This is a genomic window from Roseiconus lacunae, assembly GCF_008312935.1.
Classification (GTDB): domain Bacteria; phylum Planctomycetota; class Planctomycetia; order Pirellulales; family Pirellulaceae; genus Stieleria; species Stieleria lacunae.
Map to the genome: position 1 here is coordinate 68105 of NZ_VSZO01000053.1, position 18270 is coordinate 86374.

Here is an 18270-nt window from a genome sequence, read left to right on the forward strand (position 1 = left end):
CCCTCTTTCCATGGGTTTCGAATGACAAATACGATTATCGATCGCGAGCAGTACGGTGAAGCAACTATCACCCTCGATTCTTTGCACCTGAAGCGAAGCCAGAGTCAGTTTAATGTAAGCCACGTCGAACACCTTTTTGGGACTGAGTGCCCGCATCTAACGGGAAGCTTCGAAAGCATTCAGGGTGCTCTGTCACAAATTGCGTTTGATGACTTTGACGCTGAGTCGATCGGCGTAGCGGTTGGTCCTGGCGATGGCGACCTCGCGATCAGAAAGCCGGTGATTCATCCGCATCTTTTCACAGTTTGGGCAGCGCGTCGCGGGCGTGCGGTGTTCCTGCTTGGGCACTTCTCGCAGCCCGTCGCTGCGAGGGTTGCGGATGGAGTTCTCCGACGTGGGTTATGCCCGATCGTCGCTACTCCTTATCTTGCGGGCGAAGATCCGGGCCCTGAGAGTGACTGAGCGCCGACGGTGGGTGCCGCTTGGAAACGTTTTTTGATGCCCCAAGCGACAAGGCGTTGATCGGACCTCTAGGGACGTAGAGGTCGCTAGTTCGAATCTAGTCGCCCTGACTCGTTTTTTGCGGGATTTTTTTGATCGATTGAATCTCTGGAAACAGCCTCGTGCAGAGATAGAGTAGGATAGGCTGCCACGCGAGCCACCGCGTGACGCCTTTTGCGAACCTTCCAGCTCGCCAGTGTTTTCGCTTTTGGGGAGGCTCCGAATCATGCGAAGACCAAAACCGTTCTTCCGCAAGCAGACCCGTTCTTGGTACGTCCAGCTCGGCAAGAGACAGATCAGTCTCGGTCCTGACGAAGAAAACGCCTGGAAGAAGTACCACGAGTTGATCCTCGACCGCGAGGAACCGACCGCCGCGGTTGCTCAGGTAATTGCCCTGCTCGATGAGCGTCTTGATTGGCTCAATCGGCAACGCAAAGCCAGCACCTACGAGAAGGCAAAGTATTACCTGAACTCATTCGCTCGCTCGATCCCGCCGAAATTGCTGGTCGACAAACTGAGTTCCAGACACGTTGCCAAATGGATCGAACAGCACCCCGACTGGAATCCGAACACGCTCAATGACGCCATCTCGACCGTCCAGGCGACGTTCAATTGGGGCGTAAAGCACGAGCGGATTCTCCGCAATCCGATCACCTACGTTCCCGACAAACCGGCGAGGCGGAGACGGGAAGTCGTTTTCTCTGAAGATTAACGGAAACTGATCTGGGCAGAGGTGAAGGATTTTTTTGGTGAGTTGCTTAATTTCTTGTGGGACACCGGATGCCGTCCACTTGAGGAAAGGCTAATGGAAGCGAGGCATGTCGATCTTGGAAATGATCTGATTCATCCCCCCCAGCGAATCGAAAGGTGGAATTCGCGATCGAATTATTTACCTAACCGAACTGTCGCGGAAGACCATCGAAAAACGACTGCACCGCGAAGGCCCACTCTTCCTGAATCGAAGCGGAGGGCCATGGCCAAAAGATGCAACCGCCTGCCGTTTCAAAACGCCTTCGCGAGAAACTCGGGTTGCCCATGTGTGCTTATGCGATCCGCCACAGCTACGCCACCGAAGGCCTCAAAGCAGGCTGCGATCGCCTGACCTTGGCACAACTCATGGGGCACTCCGGCACAACGATAATCTCACGAATCTAGAGCCACCTAGCTCAGAATCCTGACTACTTGCGAATTCAGGCTCGGCGACTCAAGGACCCACAAACCTAAAGCGAGTGACTCGATGAGCCATCAATTTAAGGAGGCGTAGTGAGTGTATTCGCACTTATGAAAGGAGCTCGGGTTTTCCAAGACTGTGCTCGACTCGCATACACCCCCAATATCTACCAAACAAGTGATCACAACTTGGGCCCATGACTAGACTTAACAATGCCTCTAAGTTCTTGGGGTATCCGGCTAACGTTTTCCTGATGGCACCATATATACTGTAGGGACGGACATCTGGAAAGAACTGAAAAATCACTGATCTTCCTGCATTCTTCAAGATAAAGGAATCGTAGCTTAGAGAGTGCTGGCAAGAATGAAATATCACTCAGGTTTTCACAGAAGCTGAGTGACAAAGATCCCAACGAGCGGCAGTGTTCAATGTCTCTGAAATCATATATGCCTTCGCAACGGTTGATGGACAGATTTCTCAATCCAACCAAATCACGTAAGAACCCAATATTAGAAAGCGCACCGCAATCAGTTATTGCCAATTCTTGAAGACTACCGATTGATGCAAGGCTGGAAAAATCCTCAATGCGCAACATTGATAACAACAGTATTCGGAGTTTCTTCAACGTTGATAGTGGCGACAGGTCGCTGAGCATCTCAAGCCGCTCAATTCTCAGTTGCTCAATATTCCGCCATGCACTAATCTTCTCGATACTAGCAATCGATTCAAGAAATGGTGAAATTGCACTTGGATAGGGGTCATCGATCCTCTGCATGATTGCAATCGGACACTCAATGTCAAGCGGATGTAGTCGCTCGCACCCAAGCATTTCTAGCACGATAGATAAACGTTTTTCTTTGCCATACCCGTTGCAATCGCAGAGCATTGACAACGCAGTGTCGCTCCCAATGTGGGAAATTGTTTTCGCGCATAGCCCAAGTGTTTTGACTGATCGAAATCGCGTGTAGTGTAGATGAGCAAGTACGGAATCTCCCGCATGTGCGAGCACGATTGCTTCCTTTTCATTTCTGGGAGGCGTTATTTTGCGCAGCGTAGCATTCACCCTCTTGCGAACCGCAATGTCGACCGAGCGAGCTGTTTCAAGACAAGCTACTGCTAGAGCGTAACAGGATCTTCTTACGGTCTTTTCGCTTGATTTGGCTCCTTCCTCTAATAGAGATTCAATTAACAGGTTACCAAATTTTACGCCGCCTGCAAATGTACCGGCTGCAAGTACAATCGTCTCATGCCACTGGTCGCTAACAACTTTTCGAGTCAGAAAGTCTACGTCGAACATTTCGCCAGCACCGCACGCAGCCAAGTATTCCTGGAATGTTCGGTGCTGAAAATCAATGTATCCCTTCGATGGTTCTCGAAGGACTCCAGATCTTTCCACAAGAAAACGGAGAACTTCTTTCGCATTACACTTTCGTGATCGGTCGTCGTCGAATGCTGCAATATGTGGTGAGATCCAGTCTGTTGCTTGATCAAACGAAACTTCGATCTGCTGCCCAACCTTCGAATCGTCAGCCCGGTTCCTCATCATGCTAAGGGCTAGACGCCGCAGAACCATCTGCTTATCCGATGGCGATATGAATCGCAGGTTCCCCTCGGGCGGCGAAAGTCCCCGCCTGCGATCACGATCTTCTGCCAACATTTCGCAACACCTTTGGTAAAGGTCGATGCGTTTCTCAGGTAAGTAGCCAGCTTCTCGCCAATGGATGGCGCAAACAAGCGAACAAAGAAGTGGACTTCGGCAAAGATCTCTTACGCCTGCATTTCTCGATTCCAAAAGTCGTTCTGGCAGTTTCTTCCAAGATTTCTCGATTTCCCGTATTGATGCTTCGTCATCCGTTGAGCGGATTAATGCTCTATGCCATTTGGCAATGAATCTATTGACGTCAAAGCGATTCATCTCCTGGAGAGTTGTCGAGATGAAACCACTTGGCGGATCCCACGGAGATTCCTTTTCTCTTTCGTCGTCTTCCGGAAAGAAACGCGAGGTTACAAAGATTTTCGAATTCGGGTAGCGATCAACAAAACCGCGTAGCCAAATCCAAAATTCCGCTCTCTTTGAATATGGGAGCTCATCCACTCCATCGAATAGGACAACGGCTCTATCAGAGGTCAGGGCATCATGAATCCAATGTTCTGGAGTGGAAACGCCCCAATAGTCCGTATCAATCGTGTATTCAACAAATCCAGACACGGACGGCCGACCGGTCTTTACAATGTCGTCTGTGCGCAGCGGTACGAAAAATGGAATCGATCCTCGCCAATCTTCTCCAATGTTCATTGCACATTGGACAGCGACCCAGCTCAGTAAGGTTGTTTTTCCCGCACCGGCTGGAGCACGAATGGTGATTCTGGATTCCGACGCAAGAAATTCATCTGCACGGTAGTTTTCCGCGGATTCGTCATTCAACGAAAGGGTGATGTAGGCAATGTCAAGAGATTGGCTGATCCCACGCATCTCTCGAATGCCAATCATTTCGATAGTCTCGAACTTCCTCGCGACCTCTGCAAAGTATGCATCTTCAAATGCCTCATTCCGATCGGACGACCTGTCGAGCATCAGTCCCAGCTTTCGATCGCACTCTTCAAGATGAAAAAGTATTGATTGAAACTGCTTTTGCGTAGTGCGATTTCCTGCCCTGATCACATTTCTTAAAGCATTTACTACATCTTTCGACTGAATCTCCCGCTTTTTAAGTAGGTAGCCTTCATTTGTAATCTCTTTCAAACCCAATTGCACTTCTAGTCGCTTCAATTGGTCTGTAAATACTTCATGGCAGTGCTCGATGGCTGACAAGATTTGCTTGTGATTTTCCCGGCGCAGCCACTCTAGGTAATCTTCGACAGTGACTCTCTCACGCTCTCGCCGGGATTGAGAAAACCATTGGACGAGCGAAGTACCAAGTCCAGTAATCGATGCAATTGACCCCAGTGAATTTGCATCGATTTCGCGAAGCGTTTTCAGTAACTCAGCAATTTCTATCATTACTTAGCCCCAGATTTCAACGTGAATCAAGATTCTAGCAGAACCACCGGCCCATTTGTTCACTGCTGATTAAAAATCAGTTATCTAGCCAATTGCCTGCTACGTAACCGTCAATCGACGGCACTAAAGTCGACGTCGAATTGCGTGTTTTTTCGTATGTGTAGGTGCCTCCTTGGAGCACGGCAAGCGCACACTAAGTCTTTGGTATTCCAAGGACTTGGTCTACGCTTGCCGTGGGTGCGCCGGTGCACGCAACTGCACTCCGTGACTTAGCAATGCGAGAGACTAATGCCGCCGCACCACAAAGTGTCGGTTTGCGACCTATGGGGTCTTGGCTGAATTTAGTGGCAACTATCGGTGCCATCGGCAAGGGCGAGGCGAATGACCACTCGGCTGCCGGGAAGATCGAGATTGACGTCTTTGGCAGACCAGGACGAGCCAAGACCGAGAAGACTGCTGTAATGTTGACTGAGATCGTTCATTCCCAGAGGATACGAAATCCTCCCGAAACTAGCGATCAGCCACTAAAATCCGCGAAGAACCGACCTATGCAAATTCTAGATGCCCAGACCAAAGCTACCCAGATTGCCACCTTTTTAAGAGGCTGATGAAATCTTGTTGTATGCGGGTAAATTCGCGGGAGTGTTCATCCATCCGTTCCGCGATTCTTTTTACATCACCTTTCCTGAGTTCAAGATCTTCAAACAGTTTTCCCTGCTTTAAATCAGGGCGATTTGCTACGTTCGCTTCTTGTTGCCCTTGAGACCATCGAACGTTTGTGTTGACTAACGGGAAGACCTCAATTTTCAGCACGCCGTTAGACGTGTTGCGAAAGGTTGGTCGCTTGACGCCCGCAGTATAACACAAAATAAATTCATCTATTGACACATCGCAACTCGGACGTTCGAGCCAGTGGCTTAGGCGCCCCAGTTCTCGTCTTAGCAACCAGCCTAGCCCTCCAGCAAAGTCGTCGACCATCGTATCATTGGTCAGTCCGGCAAACACGCCGAACCATAGCAAGCTCTCTTGAAGTTGTTCTGCGAAAGGAAAAAGCAGTGAAATATGGTCGAATGTTCCTGGCTGAATCCGGCTAGCAATATATCCGAGTACGAATGCTCGTTGCCTCAGTGTTGACTTTGTGCCTCGCGACAGAATCGCTCCTGCTTCCTCCAATGCTATTACTCGATTTTCACGTGAACCGTCTAGTGCCTTCCAAATGTCCTCGTTTCGTTTATTCTTCTGAAGGCATTGGAAGAAGTCCTGTTTTGAAATCTGCCCTTTATCCTTGTATCGGCGAACGGCATCTACTAGTCTCGCGTCCCCTCTGCGGCGGCTGCGAACGCCTTCGTTGGTGCTTTGCAGCACAACTTCCCAGACGAAACGGACGCTATCTGACGACAGGCTGAGCTGAGGTTCCCGCACAAGTTCTCTGGCTTGTAGCCATGCCGACTCCAAAGTACGAAGACTGCCACTTTGATCTAGAGTCGTGATATCGTAGTGGCGAACCGCGCGTGCCATCACGTAAGAAAGTGATCTTTCAAACGCCGAGAATGGCAGCTTAGTTAGTTCGAAGGCTCTTCCCGAATATGCCGCCGACTCGGCAATAACGAGAGCGGTATCAACCGACCGATTTGACCTGGACCATTGAGTTGGTCCTCCGTTAACTGCAATGTTCGCTATCTCCCTGGTAAGTACCCTACACTGCGCCGAGAAAGGTTGAATGTTACGAAAATAGGTTCCAATCCATGCGTTGAAGTCAGTCAGAGTTCCGTCTTTTACGACAATTGCATTTGGGAGCGAGAAATGGCTTTCCGGCGATTCCTTCCACGCGAGCACTAATTCCTCCGGCCGCAGATCATCCCAGTCGATGGTGTTACTTACGAAATGAGAGTCGATCGATGCTCTCGCCGAGAGATAGCCGACGAAGTCAGAGCGGTCGCAGCGAAGAAAAAATGTCATGATCCCCCTCCGAAGCAAGCGTCGATGGAAGGGGCCGTGTGAATCGGATTATTTGCCGTTAGCGCCGATTCGAAGTAAGGGTGTAGGTCATCTGTATGATATACCGATAGCGCCGTTTTCGTTCGAGTTACCACCGTGAATGCCATCTTCCGATTGTTTCCGAAGACTTTCAGTGACTCACAGGCAGCCAAGTGCGTAGCTCTAAATTCCAGGCCCTTTGAACCGTGAAAAGTCGAAACGATGATTTGCTTTCCCTCCAGATCCAAAGAATCTGCCCCACTTGAAAGTAGAGTTGCCTTCGATCCAATTGAGGACTGCGAAATGTAATTCCACATTTCAGTAGTCTCTTCCTTCTTGGGGCAAAGAACGCCGAGATACTCGCCCGGAAAAGCAGACAATTGAGTCTTAAGGCGTTTGATAATTAACTGAGCTTGGGAGTGAAGAGAATCACACCGCTCTTTGTTTACTGTCGACGGGTTGTCGTCCTCGACGTAATTGGAAAACTCTGTCAACGGATCGTATCCGTTCCATTTCTTGGCAATTTCGTCAGCAACTTGGCAAATGGATCTACCAATTCTGTAGTGGTATCTAAGGGGGTAACACTTATCGACGCATGCACCAATTTCACTTTCGGAGTCGTCTCCGCTGTAAATCTTTTGTCTTCCGTCGGCAACTGCACAGAGACGAACAGCAAGTCTTCGAAACAATTTGATCTCGTTTGGGAGATAGTCTTGAGCCTCATCTAAAAGGATTGCGTCGTATACGCCTTCCAGGCCCATTTGATCGGCAACCATTGCCGCCTCTTCTGCAAGTCGATTCCTGACATCTTCAAACTTCCCTACTCGCGATACGTGGCCTCCGAACTGTCGAAGAAAGTCGGAGAGGAGGTTGCTGCAAGTGACGATTTTTGAAGAAGGAAAATCGTATGCAGATGCCCCTGTTGAGATAAACTCACATAGAGGACGAGTGAAGGTAACGACTGCGATGTTGGTGAAACCGGAAAGGTGCAGGTAGTTTGCCCTCAAGAGTAAAAGATTTGTTTTTCCAGATCCGGGAGGACCGGTGATTAAGAAACTTTCTGATTCTGGTATCGAAAATATTTTCTTTTGATCGTCGTCGAGATCTTTTCGGCCTACCCACCAAGTACCACTCATTAGGTGATTTCCTCTCGTGAATCGTCAAGTAGCTGGGGAGAAGTAATTCCACTGCCGTTTGCGCATTGGGCTCGGTCCAGCATTAAGTAGAGAAAATTCGAGATTTCTTGCGGCAGACTCGGCGAATTAATCGGCCCTCGAAACACGTTGCATCCATATGGAATCGAATGAATGCTCGTGCCTTCAGGGAGCAAGTACGCTGAAGAACTTACACAAATTGACAAAGAGGCTTCGTCAACAATCTCGCACATAAAATAGACGGCAAGGGAGTGCTCCAGTTGGTGGCGCCCGCTCTTTGCAAATTCGACTCGAATCTTTGCGGGGCTTTCCATCTCATTCGAAATGGACATTCGTGGAAATGCATCGTCCCCTGCACAAGCGTTGTGAATGGTGCTCTCTATGGTAAGTACCAGATGACGGACTGTTTGAGTTGAAACGGTAATGTGTTCGTCTGTGTCGTTCGCTGCATTATCAAGCTTTGCCGCTAACTTGCGTTTTGCTACTCGGGCGCGAATAGCGTCGGGGGATTCATGCTCTTTCGACTCCCGCAGAAGAAAGTCTTCCCATGATACCAATCGCAATCGCGCGACTGGGTCTTTCACCAGGCTATTGCGGGCCGCAAGCACGAGGTCCTGGGATACTTCACATGAGTGAATGACAGGTCGTTCTGTGTTTACGGCGTCGACAAGAATCCCATATGGATGACTAAATTCGCTAAACAGAGGCTTTCTCATAATTAAGTCGTGCAACACCCCGCCTAGCTGATAGAGTGACACCGCTCTCCAGCCCTCTAAAGAGTCAACCTCAACGCGATTAAGAAACTCTGGGGAACTGTACCTTAACGTTCCAATAAAATCTCTCGCTTCTTGATCCGTTAAATCAGAGTCGCCAAAAGGCCTTAGCACACCAAGATCCATCAAGACAGCACGTTCGTAGTCATCCGTTATCACGATATTCGACGGCTTAATGTCCCTGTGTGCGAGCCCTACTTCTTCTAAAAACATTGCAGCAGATGTCACTTGAGACAGGACATGAGGAATACGTTCTCGGGGAACGTCGAGAAGTGCGTCTTCTAGATTTCGACCTTTAACTAGCTCCATCGAGACAAAAAGGTGCCCTGTATCAGCACATTCGCCGCCGTCGAAAATCTGCACAAGGTTTGCGTGGTGCCGTCCAACTAGTTCCAGTTCTCGATTGATTCTTGCTAGTTGTTTGTCTTTTCCCGATCGTTCCACCAAATCAGGGTCAAAAACTTTCAAGGCAGCTAGCTTGCCTTCCTTCGCGGAGTCGAAGACTAATGCGGTTTTTCCAGCACCAAGATAACTACCGACAGACCAGCCGCCGACGGTTTTCCCGGCTAGCTCTTCGGTCATTCTTTTTGCGACAGTCGGATCCACTTTTCTTGTTCGTTATTTAAGACAGTTGACCGCTACAGATGAGCGTTGCAATCGTGAACGAATGATTCTAGCGGATAGCATTGCCAAAGGTAACTCCGGGGAACTCGGAGAGATTCGTTTGAGTACCTGATGACGCGGCACCTGAATTCCCGAACCATGCCACCAGCGAGATTAAGGCTCTACGAGCCTTGCACGCCGTGGGCTCGTCACATCCGGCACATTTGACCCACCCGGCCCCCGGCTCAGTCGACGCTCACGCAGAGCGATGCTTGAGCACCCGGTAGACGGTTGGTCGCGAGACGCCCGTTGCTCTTGCAATCTTTGCTTTGGCCACGCCCTCTGAGTTCATTCGAACGATTGCCTCGGCTTGATCTTCAGTGACGCTGATCAGTCGACCGGCTTCACTTCCGCCCCAAACCCGGCCCGCCTTCCGGGCTTTCGCTTGGCCAGCCAGAACACGCTCGGCTCGGACTTCCGTTTCAAACTGAGCGACGCTTGCCAACACATTGGCCATCAACCGACCGGCAGCGGTTGATAGGTCCATCCCGTCTTCGAGCGATACCAATCCGACGCAGCGCCGGGGCAGATTGCACCGATGGACGCTTGGTAAAGCATTGGATTGGCCACGGTGTCCCAGATGTTGACCGGTTGCGGTAGTGTGCTGAACAGCGGTCAACACTACTTGGATTTGGCCAACTAGGTGATGGTGGAAGGCATGTTTTTGAACTGCCGCTTCCACCCTCACTTGGATCGAGAAGAGAGTTGCGCCGACTAACGATTACGCTCGATAAATCCCCGTGCAATCGCCCTGCCGCCTCGTTGCCTTGCGGCTGGGCTCGCTGGCCCAATCTCAATTAGGTGTTAGCCACGCCAGCGTCATTTGCGAAGCGATCGCTTCTGGAATAGTAGGGATCTCCATCGAACCTCTGCGCCGTGACCAGCCTTTACCATTGTCTGGCCTCGAACCCAGGCAGTCGTTTACAGGCGGCTGTACCGCACTGGTATGCTTTCGCGTATGTTTTTAGCGCCACGGCCCAAGTATTGTTGAGCCTTTAACAACGTCACGAAAATGCGGGGCATTGGATGGAAGAACTTTTGCGACTGACTGCCGTCGGGCTAATATCCGGCCTGTTTTCGTCTTTCATCGCGTACCGGTCGCATCAGCGGAAGCGATGGTGGGAAATGAGGGTCGCGGCGTATCAGGAATTGATTCACGCGCTGTCAGACTTGCTCCATACCGCTGACACCTACTTGGAAGCCCACTACGATCAGCAGGATTTAACCAGTGAAGCCAAGCAGCGGATCAGCAGGATTCGATCCGAGCAATACCCTAAGATCAGAAGGGCCGCCGATAGCGGCGCCTTTTTGTTTTCGCATACGGTCTGTGAGTCATTGAAGAAATTCATGACCCAAGAAGATGACGAAAAGTACAGTTCAATAATTAACCTTGAGAACGAGTACGGCAGAGCAAAAGCCTGCCTTGAGGCGGTCGTCACAGCATCGAAGAAAGACCTATCGACGCGTTGGTGGTGGCTCTAGCCCTTGCTTCCATCGCCTTTGTCGAGGAACTGACCACGAAGCCAATCGAGAGCCTTGTCAAACCTTTCCTGCGATGGCTTCGCGTAGTGGCGATCGGCAACGGTCTTCGGCGCGTGGCCAAGAAACAGTTCAACCAGATCGGGGTATTTTGAAGCAAGCTTCGTACTGGCGGTTTTGCGGAACACTTTGACCGAAATCGTGTCTTTCCTCTCCATCTTATCGCGGAGTCTCGCCATTGCTTTGCTGACCGCGTCGGTTCGCTTGACTTTGCCGCCGTCGTCCCGCTCTCTGACAAGCGGGTTTCCGTCCTTGTTCAGGAGCAGTCGTTCACCTTCGGCTGTTGCGTACTTTCGAAGCAGCGACAACGTCTCAGGCCACAAGCGGTAAGTAACTTCCGGCACGTTGTCGTGGTTGGCTGTCTTTGACCGCTTACGTGTGATCGTCCCTGATCCTGGCCCGAGATCGGATTCCGCTCGCTTCAAGTCGGCAATGTCAATCTGTGTAAAGCCGCAATTCAGCGAAAGCAGAATGTAGAGCTTGGCCGGGCCCGAGGCTGCCTTGACAATCTCCTTGACTTCAGAGTCTTCGTAGACCTCGATTGCTTTGGTTTTCACTTCGACCTTGAACTTACCCGCTTGAATCAACCGGGGTAGCGTTGATAGATGCTCGCGTTCAAACAGCCACGTTGCGAACTGCTTGACTGATGCAATCCGATCCCGCTTTGTTGACGCCGATAGGTCCAAGCCTTTGATCGCTTGGAGGTAACCATCAAGCATCGTTGAAGCGAACGCGGACTCGGCATCAGCGTTACCGGGAAGCGTTGAAAGGAATCGGTCGACGTCACGTCTTACGTTTTCAGCCCTTCGGATCGAAGAGTCCGCCCGAACGTTAGCTACAAAGCCCTTTGCAAGTTGGCGAAGATCATCTAGGCCGCTTGCCCATCCTTCCCACGGTGGCGCCCCGGTCGCTTCAACGGTTGCAACGCCTGCGTTCTCATGGAATTCACGAGTGGGTTGCCAGTGAGCCTCTTGCAGGCTTTGAACAGTGGATTCAAGCATTCCTTTCAGGAATTTGCGCTGATCGGCATTCGCGTGGGCGCCTCTGGCTGTCTCGACCTTAATCAGTCCGTCGACGAACTGCTTTTCGATTGCCAGCCAAATTTCGCGGGTTTCTTCGGTGTCACCGTAGGAGTTGATGATCCGTTGCTGAAGCGATCGCACGTCATCGAGAAACGTTCGCCAAGAACGCTCGACAGCCTGGCTATTGTCCGCGCTCTCCGCTGAATCGATAACAGCCTTGCGACTCAGCCATTCGTTCAGGACCCGCTGGTAGCTGCCCTCTTTGGTTTCCCCGTCGCGAAGCGGGAAGTGATAGTACTTCCCGCGATAGAACTTTCGCCAACGTTTCTCTTTCTTCCGGTAAGAAAGCCGGTACTTTGTTGCCACTGCTTAGCCTAATTGCTGGCCCAAAATACCCGAAAGATTCCCGTTTTTAGGCCACGCGGTCAACCGCTGGCACCGTAAATTGCGGGCTTTTTCAGTCGGGGCGACACGATTTGAACGTGCGACCTTCTGGTCCCAAACCAGACGCTCTGCCAGGCTGAGCTACGCCCCGATTGATTCGTTCTTGAGTTTCAGAATCTCAGAGACCGTCCGCCAATCTATGGTTCGCGATCGTTTTGTGATTCTGTGGCGGTGGAGCACTTGAGGTGATCCGATCGGCCGAGCGAGAAGTATACCGATCTTGCTCATCGCGAAAAGGTCTCTCAACCAATCCTGGGCAAAACTTCTCGATAAGCTGTCAGGTCGGCCACCGAACGCCGCCGGCTTGAAGGTTTCTCAGCTTCCAGCGACGTTTTCGATCGCCCCACTCAGTCGTGGGGCATCCAACTGTCACCGAGCCATGCCTTCGCTGCTGAAACGGATTGACCGACGGGGGCTGCATCACCCATCGGTCTCCGTTTCTAGCGATCACCCGACTCAACAAACGGCCAGTTCGTTGATGGCTGGCCTCCCGCAATAGCTAGCAAGATCAGCTGATGCGGTTCGTGTTGTTGTCTGTCGAATCATCGCAGTGGCACTTCTGCCGCTGGCATCCGTGATTTTTTCGAAACCGTGGCTAACGCCATGCGGCTGATCAAATCGTGACTCACGCCATGCGGCTGATCGCACCAAGTGCGACCATGCGAACTCGCTTCGAGTTCCGCTATATTGGATCGAAATTAGGCGGGCGATCAACTAGCCTGAGTCGACTCTCCATGGCCTAACTGGGCGAGTACCTGAAGGACCCCATTGAGATGAGCCAAACGGGGACCGAAGCGATCGACGAATTCGTTGAGCATGAACTCACTTTCTTCCAAGCTGTCTTCGCTGTCGGCAATCTCTTCGGTCAAGCTATCGAGAAAACGTGTTTGTACTCGGCTAAGTGTTTCGGCGGCGGTGCGGCAAGAACGGGCCAACTCGGGATTGGCGTCCTTCCACTGCTGCAATTCGCTTGCTCGCTGTTCATTGGCAGCGTTCTGTTGCTGAATCATCTGCTCAAGCAGTCGATTCTGTTGCTGTTGTCCGGCAATCAAATGACGGAGAAGATCGATCATGATTTGATCTTTCGGTTTTCGCGGCTCGGCTTCGGAGTCGGCTGAAACGTCGATGCGAAAAACGGGAGAGAGGGGTTCATGCTCGTATGAAGACATCAGCAATAAATCCTTGGGAACGCAATGAACTCAACCGGGCTGACCGAGAAGAACGCCAGCCCACGGCGAAGAAGAGCCGAGTATAACCCGAGGTTTTTTGAGTTGTCGAGCAAATGCAGAGGCTGTCGGTCTTTTTTCATGAGCACTGTAGGAAAAAGCTGCGGAACCCGCGAAATTTAATCTTTTTTGACGACCCGCCGGCACGTCGGCCTGATCGTTAAAGTCTGCACGACCGGAACGCCGAAGCAACAGTTGCGTCTTCACACTGCGTCCTTGCTCAAAGTGAAGACTCTCCTCCCCGCGTTTCCTTTGACTGTTGCCCAATGGCAGAAAGCTCGCCCGAAAATAAAAATCCGACCCTCGGTTACCTGACCGTGGTCAACGATGAGTACACCGGTTGGACCGGAGGCATGCTCGTCCTTGATCGAGGAGGACGACCGATCGAATTTCAATGTACGCTTCCGGTTCGCCCGACCAAGGCGCACGAGATCCTGTTTGGTCCCACCCTTCGTGCTCATCTGATTAGCGAAGTGATTGGGAAGTTGTTGTTGCAAAAGTGCCGCACGCCGCTGTCGCTGGTCTGTACCGATTTGGCAGAAGCGCTTTCGGTCGAATCCTACACCCATGCTCCGGTCGTCTTGGTCGGCGAAGCGGCGGAAAGCGAAGAGGGGCCGATCGCAGACAACGGTTCCGATGAGTTCGAGTCGGTGGAATTCGCCGGCGCGACATTCTTTGCCGCGATCGAAACGGTCGATCAAGTCACCTCGCTTGCAAGTAAGTTCGGTGATCTGCCCGACGCGATCGAACCCTTTGAACGAATTCGCGACGCGATCAAAGAAGCCCACTCGCAATTGGCGCGTCAACAAAGCGGTGCGGCGTGATGACTTGGTTCAGTAAACGCGCACCTTCGGCTACACCTCATGTGCCTCGACCAACCGATTTAGACGTTCAAATCGATCTCGCCGCGTCGTGGCATATCGACAGTGTCTTCGCGCCGGAACTCTGTTCGCTAGAGGTTCCCAAGATCGAACCGGTTGCGATCCCGATTCGATTGCCACCGATCAAGACACGTGTCAAAGGGTTTGTATTCCCGAATGCAAATCGACCGTTCGTCCCGCCTGCGGTCGGCAATACCGCCGATGATCCCGCCAAGCGAAAGCCACAACGCAAACGCGACGAAGCGTCACGCGGCCGCATCAAGCCTCCGTCGGATATTGTCAAGCTACAAGACCGACTGTTCTACATGCTGCAACCGCCGCTGGAATCATTGGTCGGAAGCGGACAGCTGAATTTTCCTTTTGAACCGTTTCCTTACCAGCTTGACGGTATGGCGTTTTTGTTCCCTCGCTACGCCGGAATCTTGGCGGACGAGATGGGACTCGGGAAAACCATGCAGGCGATCAGCACGATTCGTTTGTTGCTTTGTAGCGGTGAAGTTTCCAATGTGTTGTTGGTCTGTCCGAAGCCACTGGTCACCAATTGGCTGCGTGAGTTTAGCGTTTGGGCGCCCGAGATTCCGATCGTTGCCATCGAAGGTAATTCCGCCAAGCGTGAATTTCAGTGGCGCAGTCCTCAGGTGCCCGTCAAGGTTGCCAACTATGAACTGTTGATGCGGGACCACACGATCCTGGAAGAAAACGACATTCACTTTGACTTGGTGGTCTTAGACGAAGCCCAGCGTATTAAGAATCGTACCAGCACGACGGCCGAAGTGATTCGATCGATCAAACGGACACGAAGTTGGGCGTTGACGGGGACGCCGGTCGAGAATTGCCCCGATGACTTGGTCGGTATCTTTGAGTTCCTGTCGCCGGGTTACTTGAAGCCCGGCATGCCGATGCATCAAATCGCCAAGCAAGCGGGCGACTTCATCTTGCGGCGGACCAAGGACATGGTGCTCGATGACATGCCGCCGAAACTGTATCGCGATGCGGAATTGGATCTGACCCCGGAACAATGGTCGACTTACGAAGCGGCCGAAAGTGAAGGCGTTGTCCATTTGGAAAACCTTGAGCAATCGCTGACGATCCAGCACGTCTTCGAACTGGTGCTACGTTTGAAGCAGATCTGTAACTTCGATCCGGTGACCGGTAGCAGTTGCAAGCTAGAGCGGTTGACGGCGGATATCGAAGAGGTCGCGGCGAGCGGCAAAAAAGCGATTGTGTTTAGTCAGTGGGTGAAGAGTCTGGATAAGATCAAGGCGGCGCTTCAGCCATACGGTCCGCTGGAATATCACGGGAAGATTCCGCATAAAAAACGTAACGGAGTCATCGACCAATTCAAAAATGACCCGAACAGCCACGTCATCTTGATGAGCTATGGCGCCGGCAGTGTGGGGTTGAATTTGCAATTCTGCGAGTACGTGTTTCTGTTTGATCGTTGGTGGAACCCTGCGATCGAAGATCAAGCGATCAATCGAGCGCATCGATTGGGTGCAGCCGGGGCGGTGACGGTGACCAAGATGATGGCAGTTGGCACCATTGAGCAACGCATCAACGATGTCCTTGATCAGAAACGCGAAATGTTCGACACGTTATTCTCCAGTCACGAGCAGCCCACTCGTAACGTTGGATTGAGCCGTGATGAGATCTTTGGGCTGTTCGACTTACGTGCTCCTTGTGGGAAAAAGGTTGCGTAATTGGTTGTTTGTCGAATCCGTCGTGCAAGTCTGTTTTCAGAATAACCCGATTGGCGTTAGCCACGGTTTTGGTGCAACAACTGGGGCCGACGCCCGTCGGCTGATGAGTCGATCCCGAACATTGGGTCTAGACGGAGTACTAGGTTGAGGGCGATGAATCCGAAAGGTTTTCGCGACGACGTTTCCCGCTGCGGCGATAGTGCTGACTGATCGCGAAGACGGATAGCAGGTACGCCGTTCCGAACAACACGGGGGCGAAAGGCTCCAGCCACCGAGTCGCCATCAAGGGTGCCAAGGCAAAGAAAGCCAAGCCGGCGATCGCCGACCCGCCCCAGATGTGCCCGCTCATCGCCACGAACGCGAACCCACTGAGTGCGGTCGCAAGTGGAAACAGATGGTGCTGTTCGATACCGCCCATTAACAGCAAGATGTTGATCACCGCGAGCGAGCTTAGGTAGCCCAGCCAAATCGACCAAACCGGACGTTCGGCAATGCTGCGTGGTGAAAGCGAACCATCGCGTGCGCGATAGATTGTCCCCAGGATCAAGGTGAACATGGTTAGCCGGGGAATCCAATAGGCGACGCGCGGATCGACGCCCATGTTTAAGAGCACAAAGATTAATACGTGGGCAACGAAGATGATCAGCCCCAGCAAGATCAACGTTCCGTGCCAACGATGGAAATGATCCTGATGCTGGTCACGTCCGATTTCCCGAGCCACACGTTCGATCAGGCCGCTCCCCGCCGCCATGACCGCTTCGCCGCGTAAAAAACTATTCAAGTCATCGGCAAGCTCGCCGGCAGTTTGGTAACGCAACGCCGGTTCGGGGTGCATCGCTTTCATACAAATATTCTCGAGATCGCGAGCTAACTCGGGACGGTATCGGCGTGGCGGATTAGGCTCGTCTTGCAAAACACTGCGCAAGACTTCTGCGGGGTTTGGCCCTTCGTGTGGCGGTACGCCGGTCAACAAGGCGTACAGGATCGCGCCTAAGGAATAGATGTCCGAAGCGGCATTGGCATCCGACTTTCCCGACGCCTGTTCGGGACTCATGTAATTAGGCGTGCCGAGGACTTGGCCGGTGCGGGTCAGCAACGTCCCCTCACGGTGCCACTTGGCCAGACCGAAGTCGGCGACCAAGGGGCGGTTGTCATCGCCGAGTAAGATGTTGTCAGGCTTCAGGTCGCGATGGATGATGCCGAAGCGGTGCGCATAGTCGAGCGCTTGCGATATGTCGCGAACAACCGTCGCGATTGTGGTGTCATCCCAGCTTTGTTCATCGACAAACCGTTGTAGCGTAGGTCCGTCGACCAGTGGCATCGAAAAATATTCGTGACCATTCCAACTTCCGATCTCGTAAATCGAAATGATGCCGGGATGGTCCAGCCCCGCGGCGGCTTCGGCTTCGATACGAAACCGCCGGCGCTCTTCGTCGCTGGCAAGCACGCCGTTGCTGATGACTTTGACTGCGACGACGCGGTCGAGCCCCTTTTGATAGGCCCGATAGACCACACCCATCCCGCCGCGAGCGATTTCCGTTTCAATTTTATATGCGCCAATTTCTCGGCCACACAAAGAAGCGGGAGGCGGCGACGGGCTTTCTCCTAACCAGTGATGATTGCGAAAGAAACTCTGCAGCTCTTCGCCGTGCTCGGGAAAGCGCATCAGATACGTCGCTGGATCGGGGGTTTCACCCGCTTCGACCCGCTCAAGATAGTCGGCAATGATCGATTCGAATTGCGAATCCGATGGAGGCTCCGTCTTTGACATTTTGTCACTATACCGACGAGCTGTTCATCCAGCCATCCGCGAGAGACTGTTCTTTCGAACCAGCGAGCACGGCGCAGATCCCGGAGGTCACTCGTTCAATTGCAACACGGGTTACGGGTTTCGTCTGTGTTGATGATCCCGACGCGAACCTAAGGTTCTCTTGCTACAAACGCTTTCAGTGCATTTACCCACAAGGAAACGCGGGGGCTAATCAGGAAATCGGCTGGGTGTTCAGAGGCAAGTATCGTAGCAAACTGTGTTCGTGCCACGCTGTTGCGAACACTTACCGCGGCGAACGAAATTCGGCAGATTTGAAAAGTTGAAGTTGGTCGGGACGCCGAGTGCAGTGAGCTTGAGTGAGTTTGGTGAGACGTTGCAATGCATCTATCGGAAGCGATCGTCTTGCCCATACGCTTGACCGTTGCCTGATCCGATGGCGATCGGTGG

Annotated in this window: 14 protein-coding genes and 1 tRNA gene; 5 read left to right on the forward strand and 10 right to left on the reverse strand. The window is 52.1% G+C overall.

The features are described 5' to 3' along the window. The first annotated feature begins 21 nt into the window (after positions 1–21). Both FYC48_RS23395 and FYC48_RS23400 read left to right on the forward strand, forming a co-directional pair. Positions 22–462 (forward strand): hypothetical protein, encoded by a 441-nt coding sequence (locus FYC48_RS23395; protein WP_149499220.1) that lies wholly within the window; start codon positions 22–24, stop codon positions 460–462. A 265-nt stretch (positions 463–727) separates the two neighbouring features. Beyond that, complete coding sequence (locus FYC48_RS23400) at positions 728–1213, forward strand: FAD dependent oxidoreductase family protein (RefSeq protein WP_149499221.1); 486 nt, start codon at positions 728–730, stop codon at positions 1211–1213. A gap of 640 nt (positions 1214–1853) precedes the next feature. Here FYC48_RS23400 and FYC48_RS23405 read toward each other — a convergent pair. The 6 genes from FYC48_RS23405 to FYC48_RS23425 all read right to left on the reverse strand — a co-directional run bounded on the left by FYC48_RS23405 (position 1854) and on the right by FYC48_RS23425 (position 9928). Continuing rightward, entirely contained in the window at positions 1854–4673 is a 2820-nt protein-coding gene (locus FYC48_RS23405) for an NACHT domain-containing protein (RefSeq protein WP_149499222.1), read from the reverse strand. Positions 4674–5014: 341 nt separating this feature from the next. Further along, a complete protein-coding gene (locus tag FYC48_RS27980) occupies positions 5015–5155 on the reverse strand; it encodes a hypothetical protein (RefSeq protein WP_160149733.1) in 141 nt (46 codons plus the stop codon). 94 nt (positions 5156–5249) lie between these two features. Continuing rightward, complete coding sequence (locus FYC48_RS23410) at positions 5250–6632, reverse strand: hypothetical protein (RefSeq protein ID WP_149499223.1); 1383 nt, start codon at positions 6630–6632, stop codon at positions 5250–5252. Further along, positions 6629–7786 carry an AAA family ATPase gene (locus tag FYC48_RS23415; protein WP_149499224.1) on the reverse strand — a complete coding sequence of 386 codons (1158 nt, stop codon included), beginning with the start codon at positions 7784–7786 and terminating at the stop codon, positions 6629–6631. Before FYC48_RS23415 ends, FYC48_RS23410 begins: the two co-directional genes overlap by 4 nt. Then, entirely contained in the window at positions 7786–9183 is a 1398-nt protein-coding gene (locus tag FYC48_RS23420; protein WP_149499225.1) for a protein kinase domain-containing protein, read from the reverse strand. The genes FYC48_RS23415 and FYC48_RS23420 overlap by 1 nt, the downstream gene beginning before the upstream one ends. A gap of 253 nt (positions 9184–9436) precedes the next feature. Next, the gene (locus FYC48_RS23425) at positions 9437–9928 is read right to left on the reverse strand and encodes a recombinase family protein (protein WP_315853787.1); all 492 of its coding nucleotides are present in this window, start codon (positions 9926–9928) and stop codon (positions 9437–9439) included. A 338-nt stretch (positions 9929–10266) separates the two neighbouring features. On the opposite strand from FYC48_RS23425, the gene FYC48_RS23430 reads away from it, so the two are divergent. Further along, the gene (locus FYC48_RS23430; protein ID WP_160149734.1) at positions 10267–10722 is read left to right on the forward strand and encodes a hypothetical protein; all 456 of its coding nucleotides are present in this window, start codon (positions 10267–10269) and stop codon (positions 10720–10722) included. Here the strand turns inward: FYC48_RS23430 and FYC48_RS23435 are convergent. The 3 genes from FYC48_RS23435 to FYC48_RS23445 form a co-directional block, all read right to left on the reverse strand. Beyond that, positions 10719–12167 carry a tyrosine-type recombinase/integrase gene (locus tag FYC48_RS23435; RefSeq protein WP_149499228.1) on the reverse strand — a complete coding sequence of 483 codons (1449 nt, stop codon included), beginning with the start codon at positions 12165–12167 and terminating at the stop codon, positions 10719–10721. The two genes, FYC48_RS23430 and FYC48_RS23435, sit on opposite strands and share 4 nt — an antisense overlap. 95 nt (positions 12168–12262) lie before the next feature. Then, positions 12263–12336 (reverse strand) — tRNA-Pro (locus FYC48_RS23440). Between the two features lie 619 nt (positions 12337–12955). Next, the gene (locus tag FYC48_RS23445; RefSeq protein WP_149499229.1) at positions 12956–13414 is read right to left on the reverse strand and encodes a hypothetical protein; all 459 of its coding nucleotides are present in this window, start codon (positions 13412–13414) and stop codon (positions 12956–12958) included. A 323-nt stretch (positions 13415–13737) separates the two neighbouring features. Between FYC48_RS23445 and FYC48_RS23450 the strand changes: the two genes are divergently transcribed. Both FYC48_RS23450 and FYC48_RS23455 read left to right on the forward strand, forming a co-directional pair. Then, entirely contained in the window at positions 13738–14295 is a 558-nt protein-coding gene (locus FYC48_RS23450) for a hypothetical protein (RefSeq protein WP_149499230.1), read from the forward strand. Continuing rightward, entirely contained in the window at positions 14295–16052 is a 1758-nt protein-coding gene (locus FYC48_RS23455; RefSeq protein ID WP_149499231.1) for a DEAD/DEAH box helicase, read from the forward strand. The genes FYC48_RS23450 and FYC48_RS23455 overlap by 1 nt, the downstream gene beginning before the upstream one ends. A 139-nt stretch (positions 16053–16191) precedes the next feature. Here the strand turns inward: FYC48_RS23455 and FYC48_RS23460 are convergent, their stop codons facing one another. Beyond that, on the reverse strand, positions 16192–17823 hold the full coding sequence (locus FYC48_RS23460) for a serine/threonine-protein kinase (RefSeq protein ID WP_149499232.1): 1632 nt from the start codon (positions 17821–17823) through the stop codon (positions 16192–16194). Positions 17824–18270: the final 447 nt, after the last annotated feature.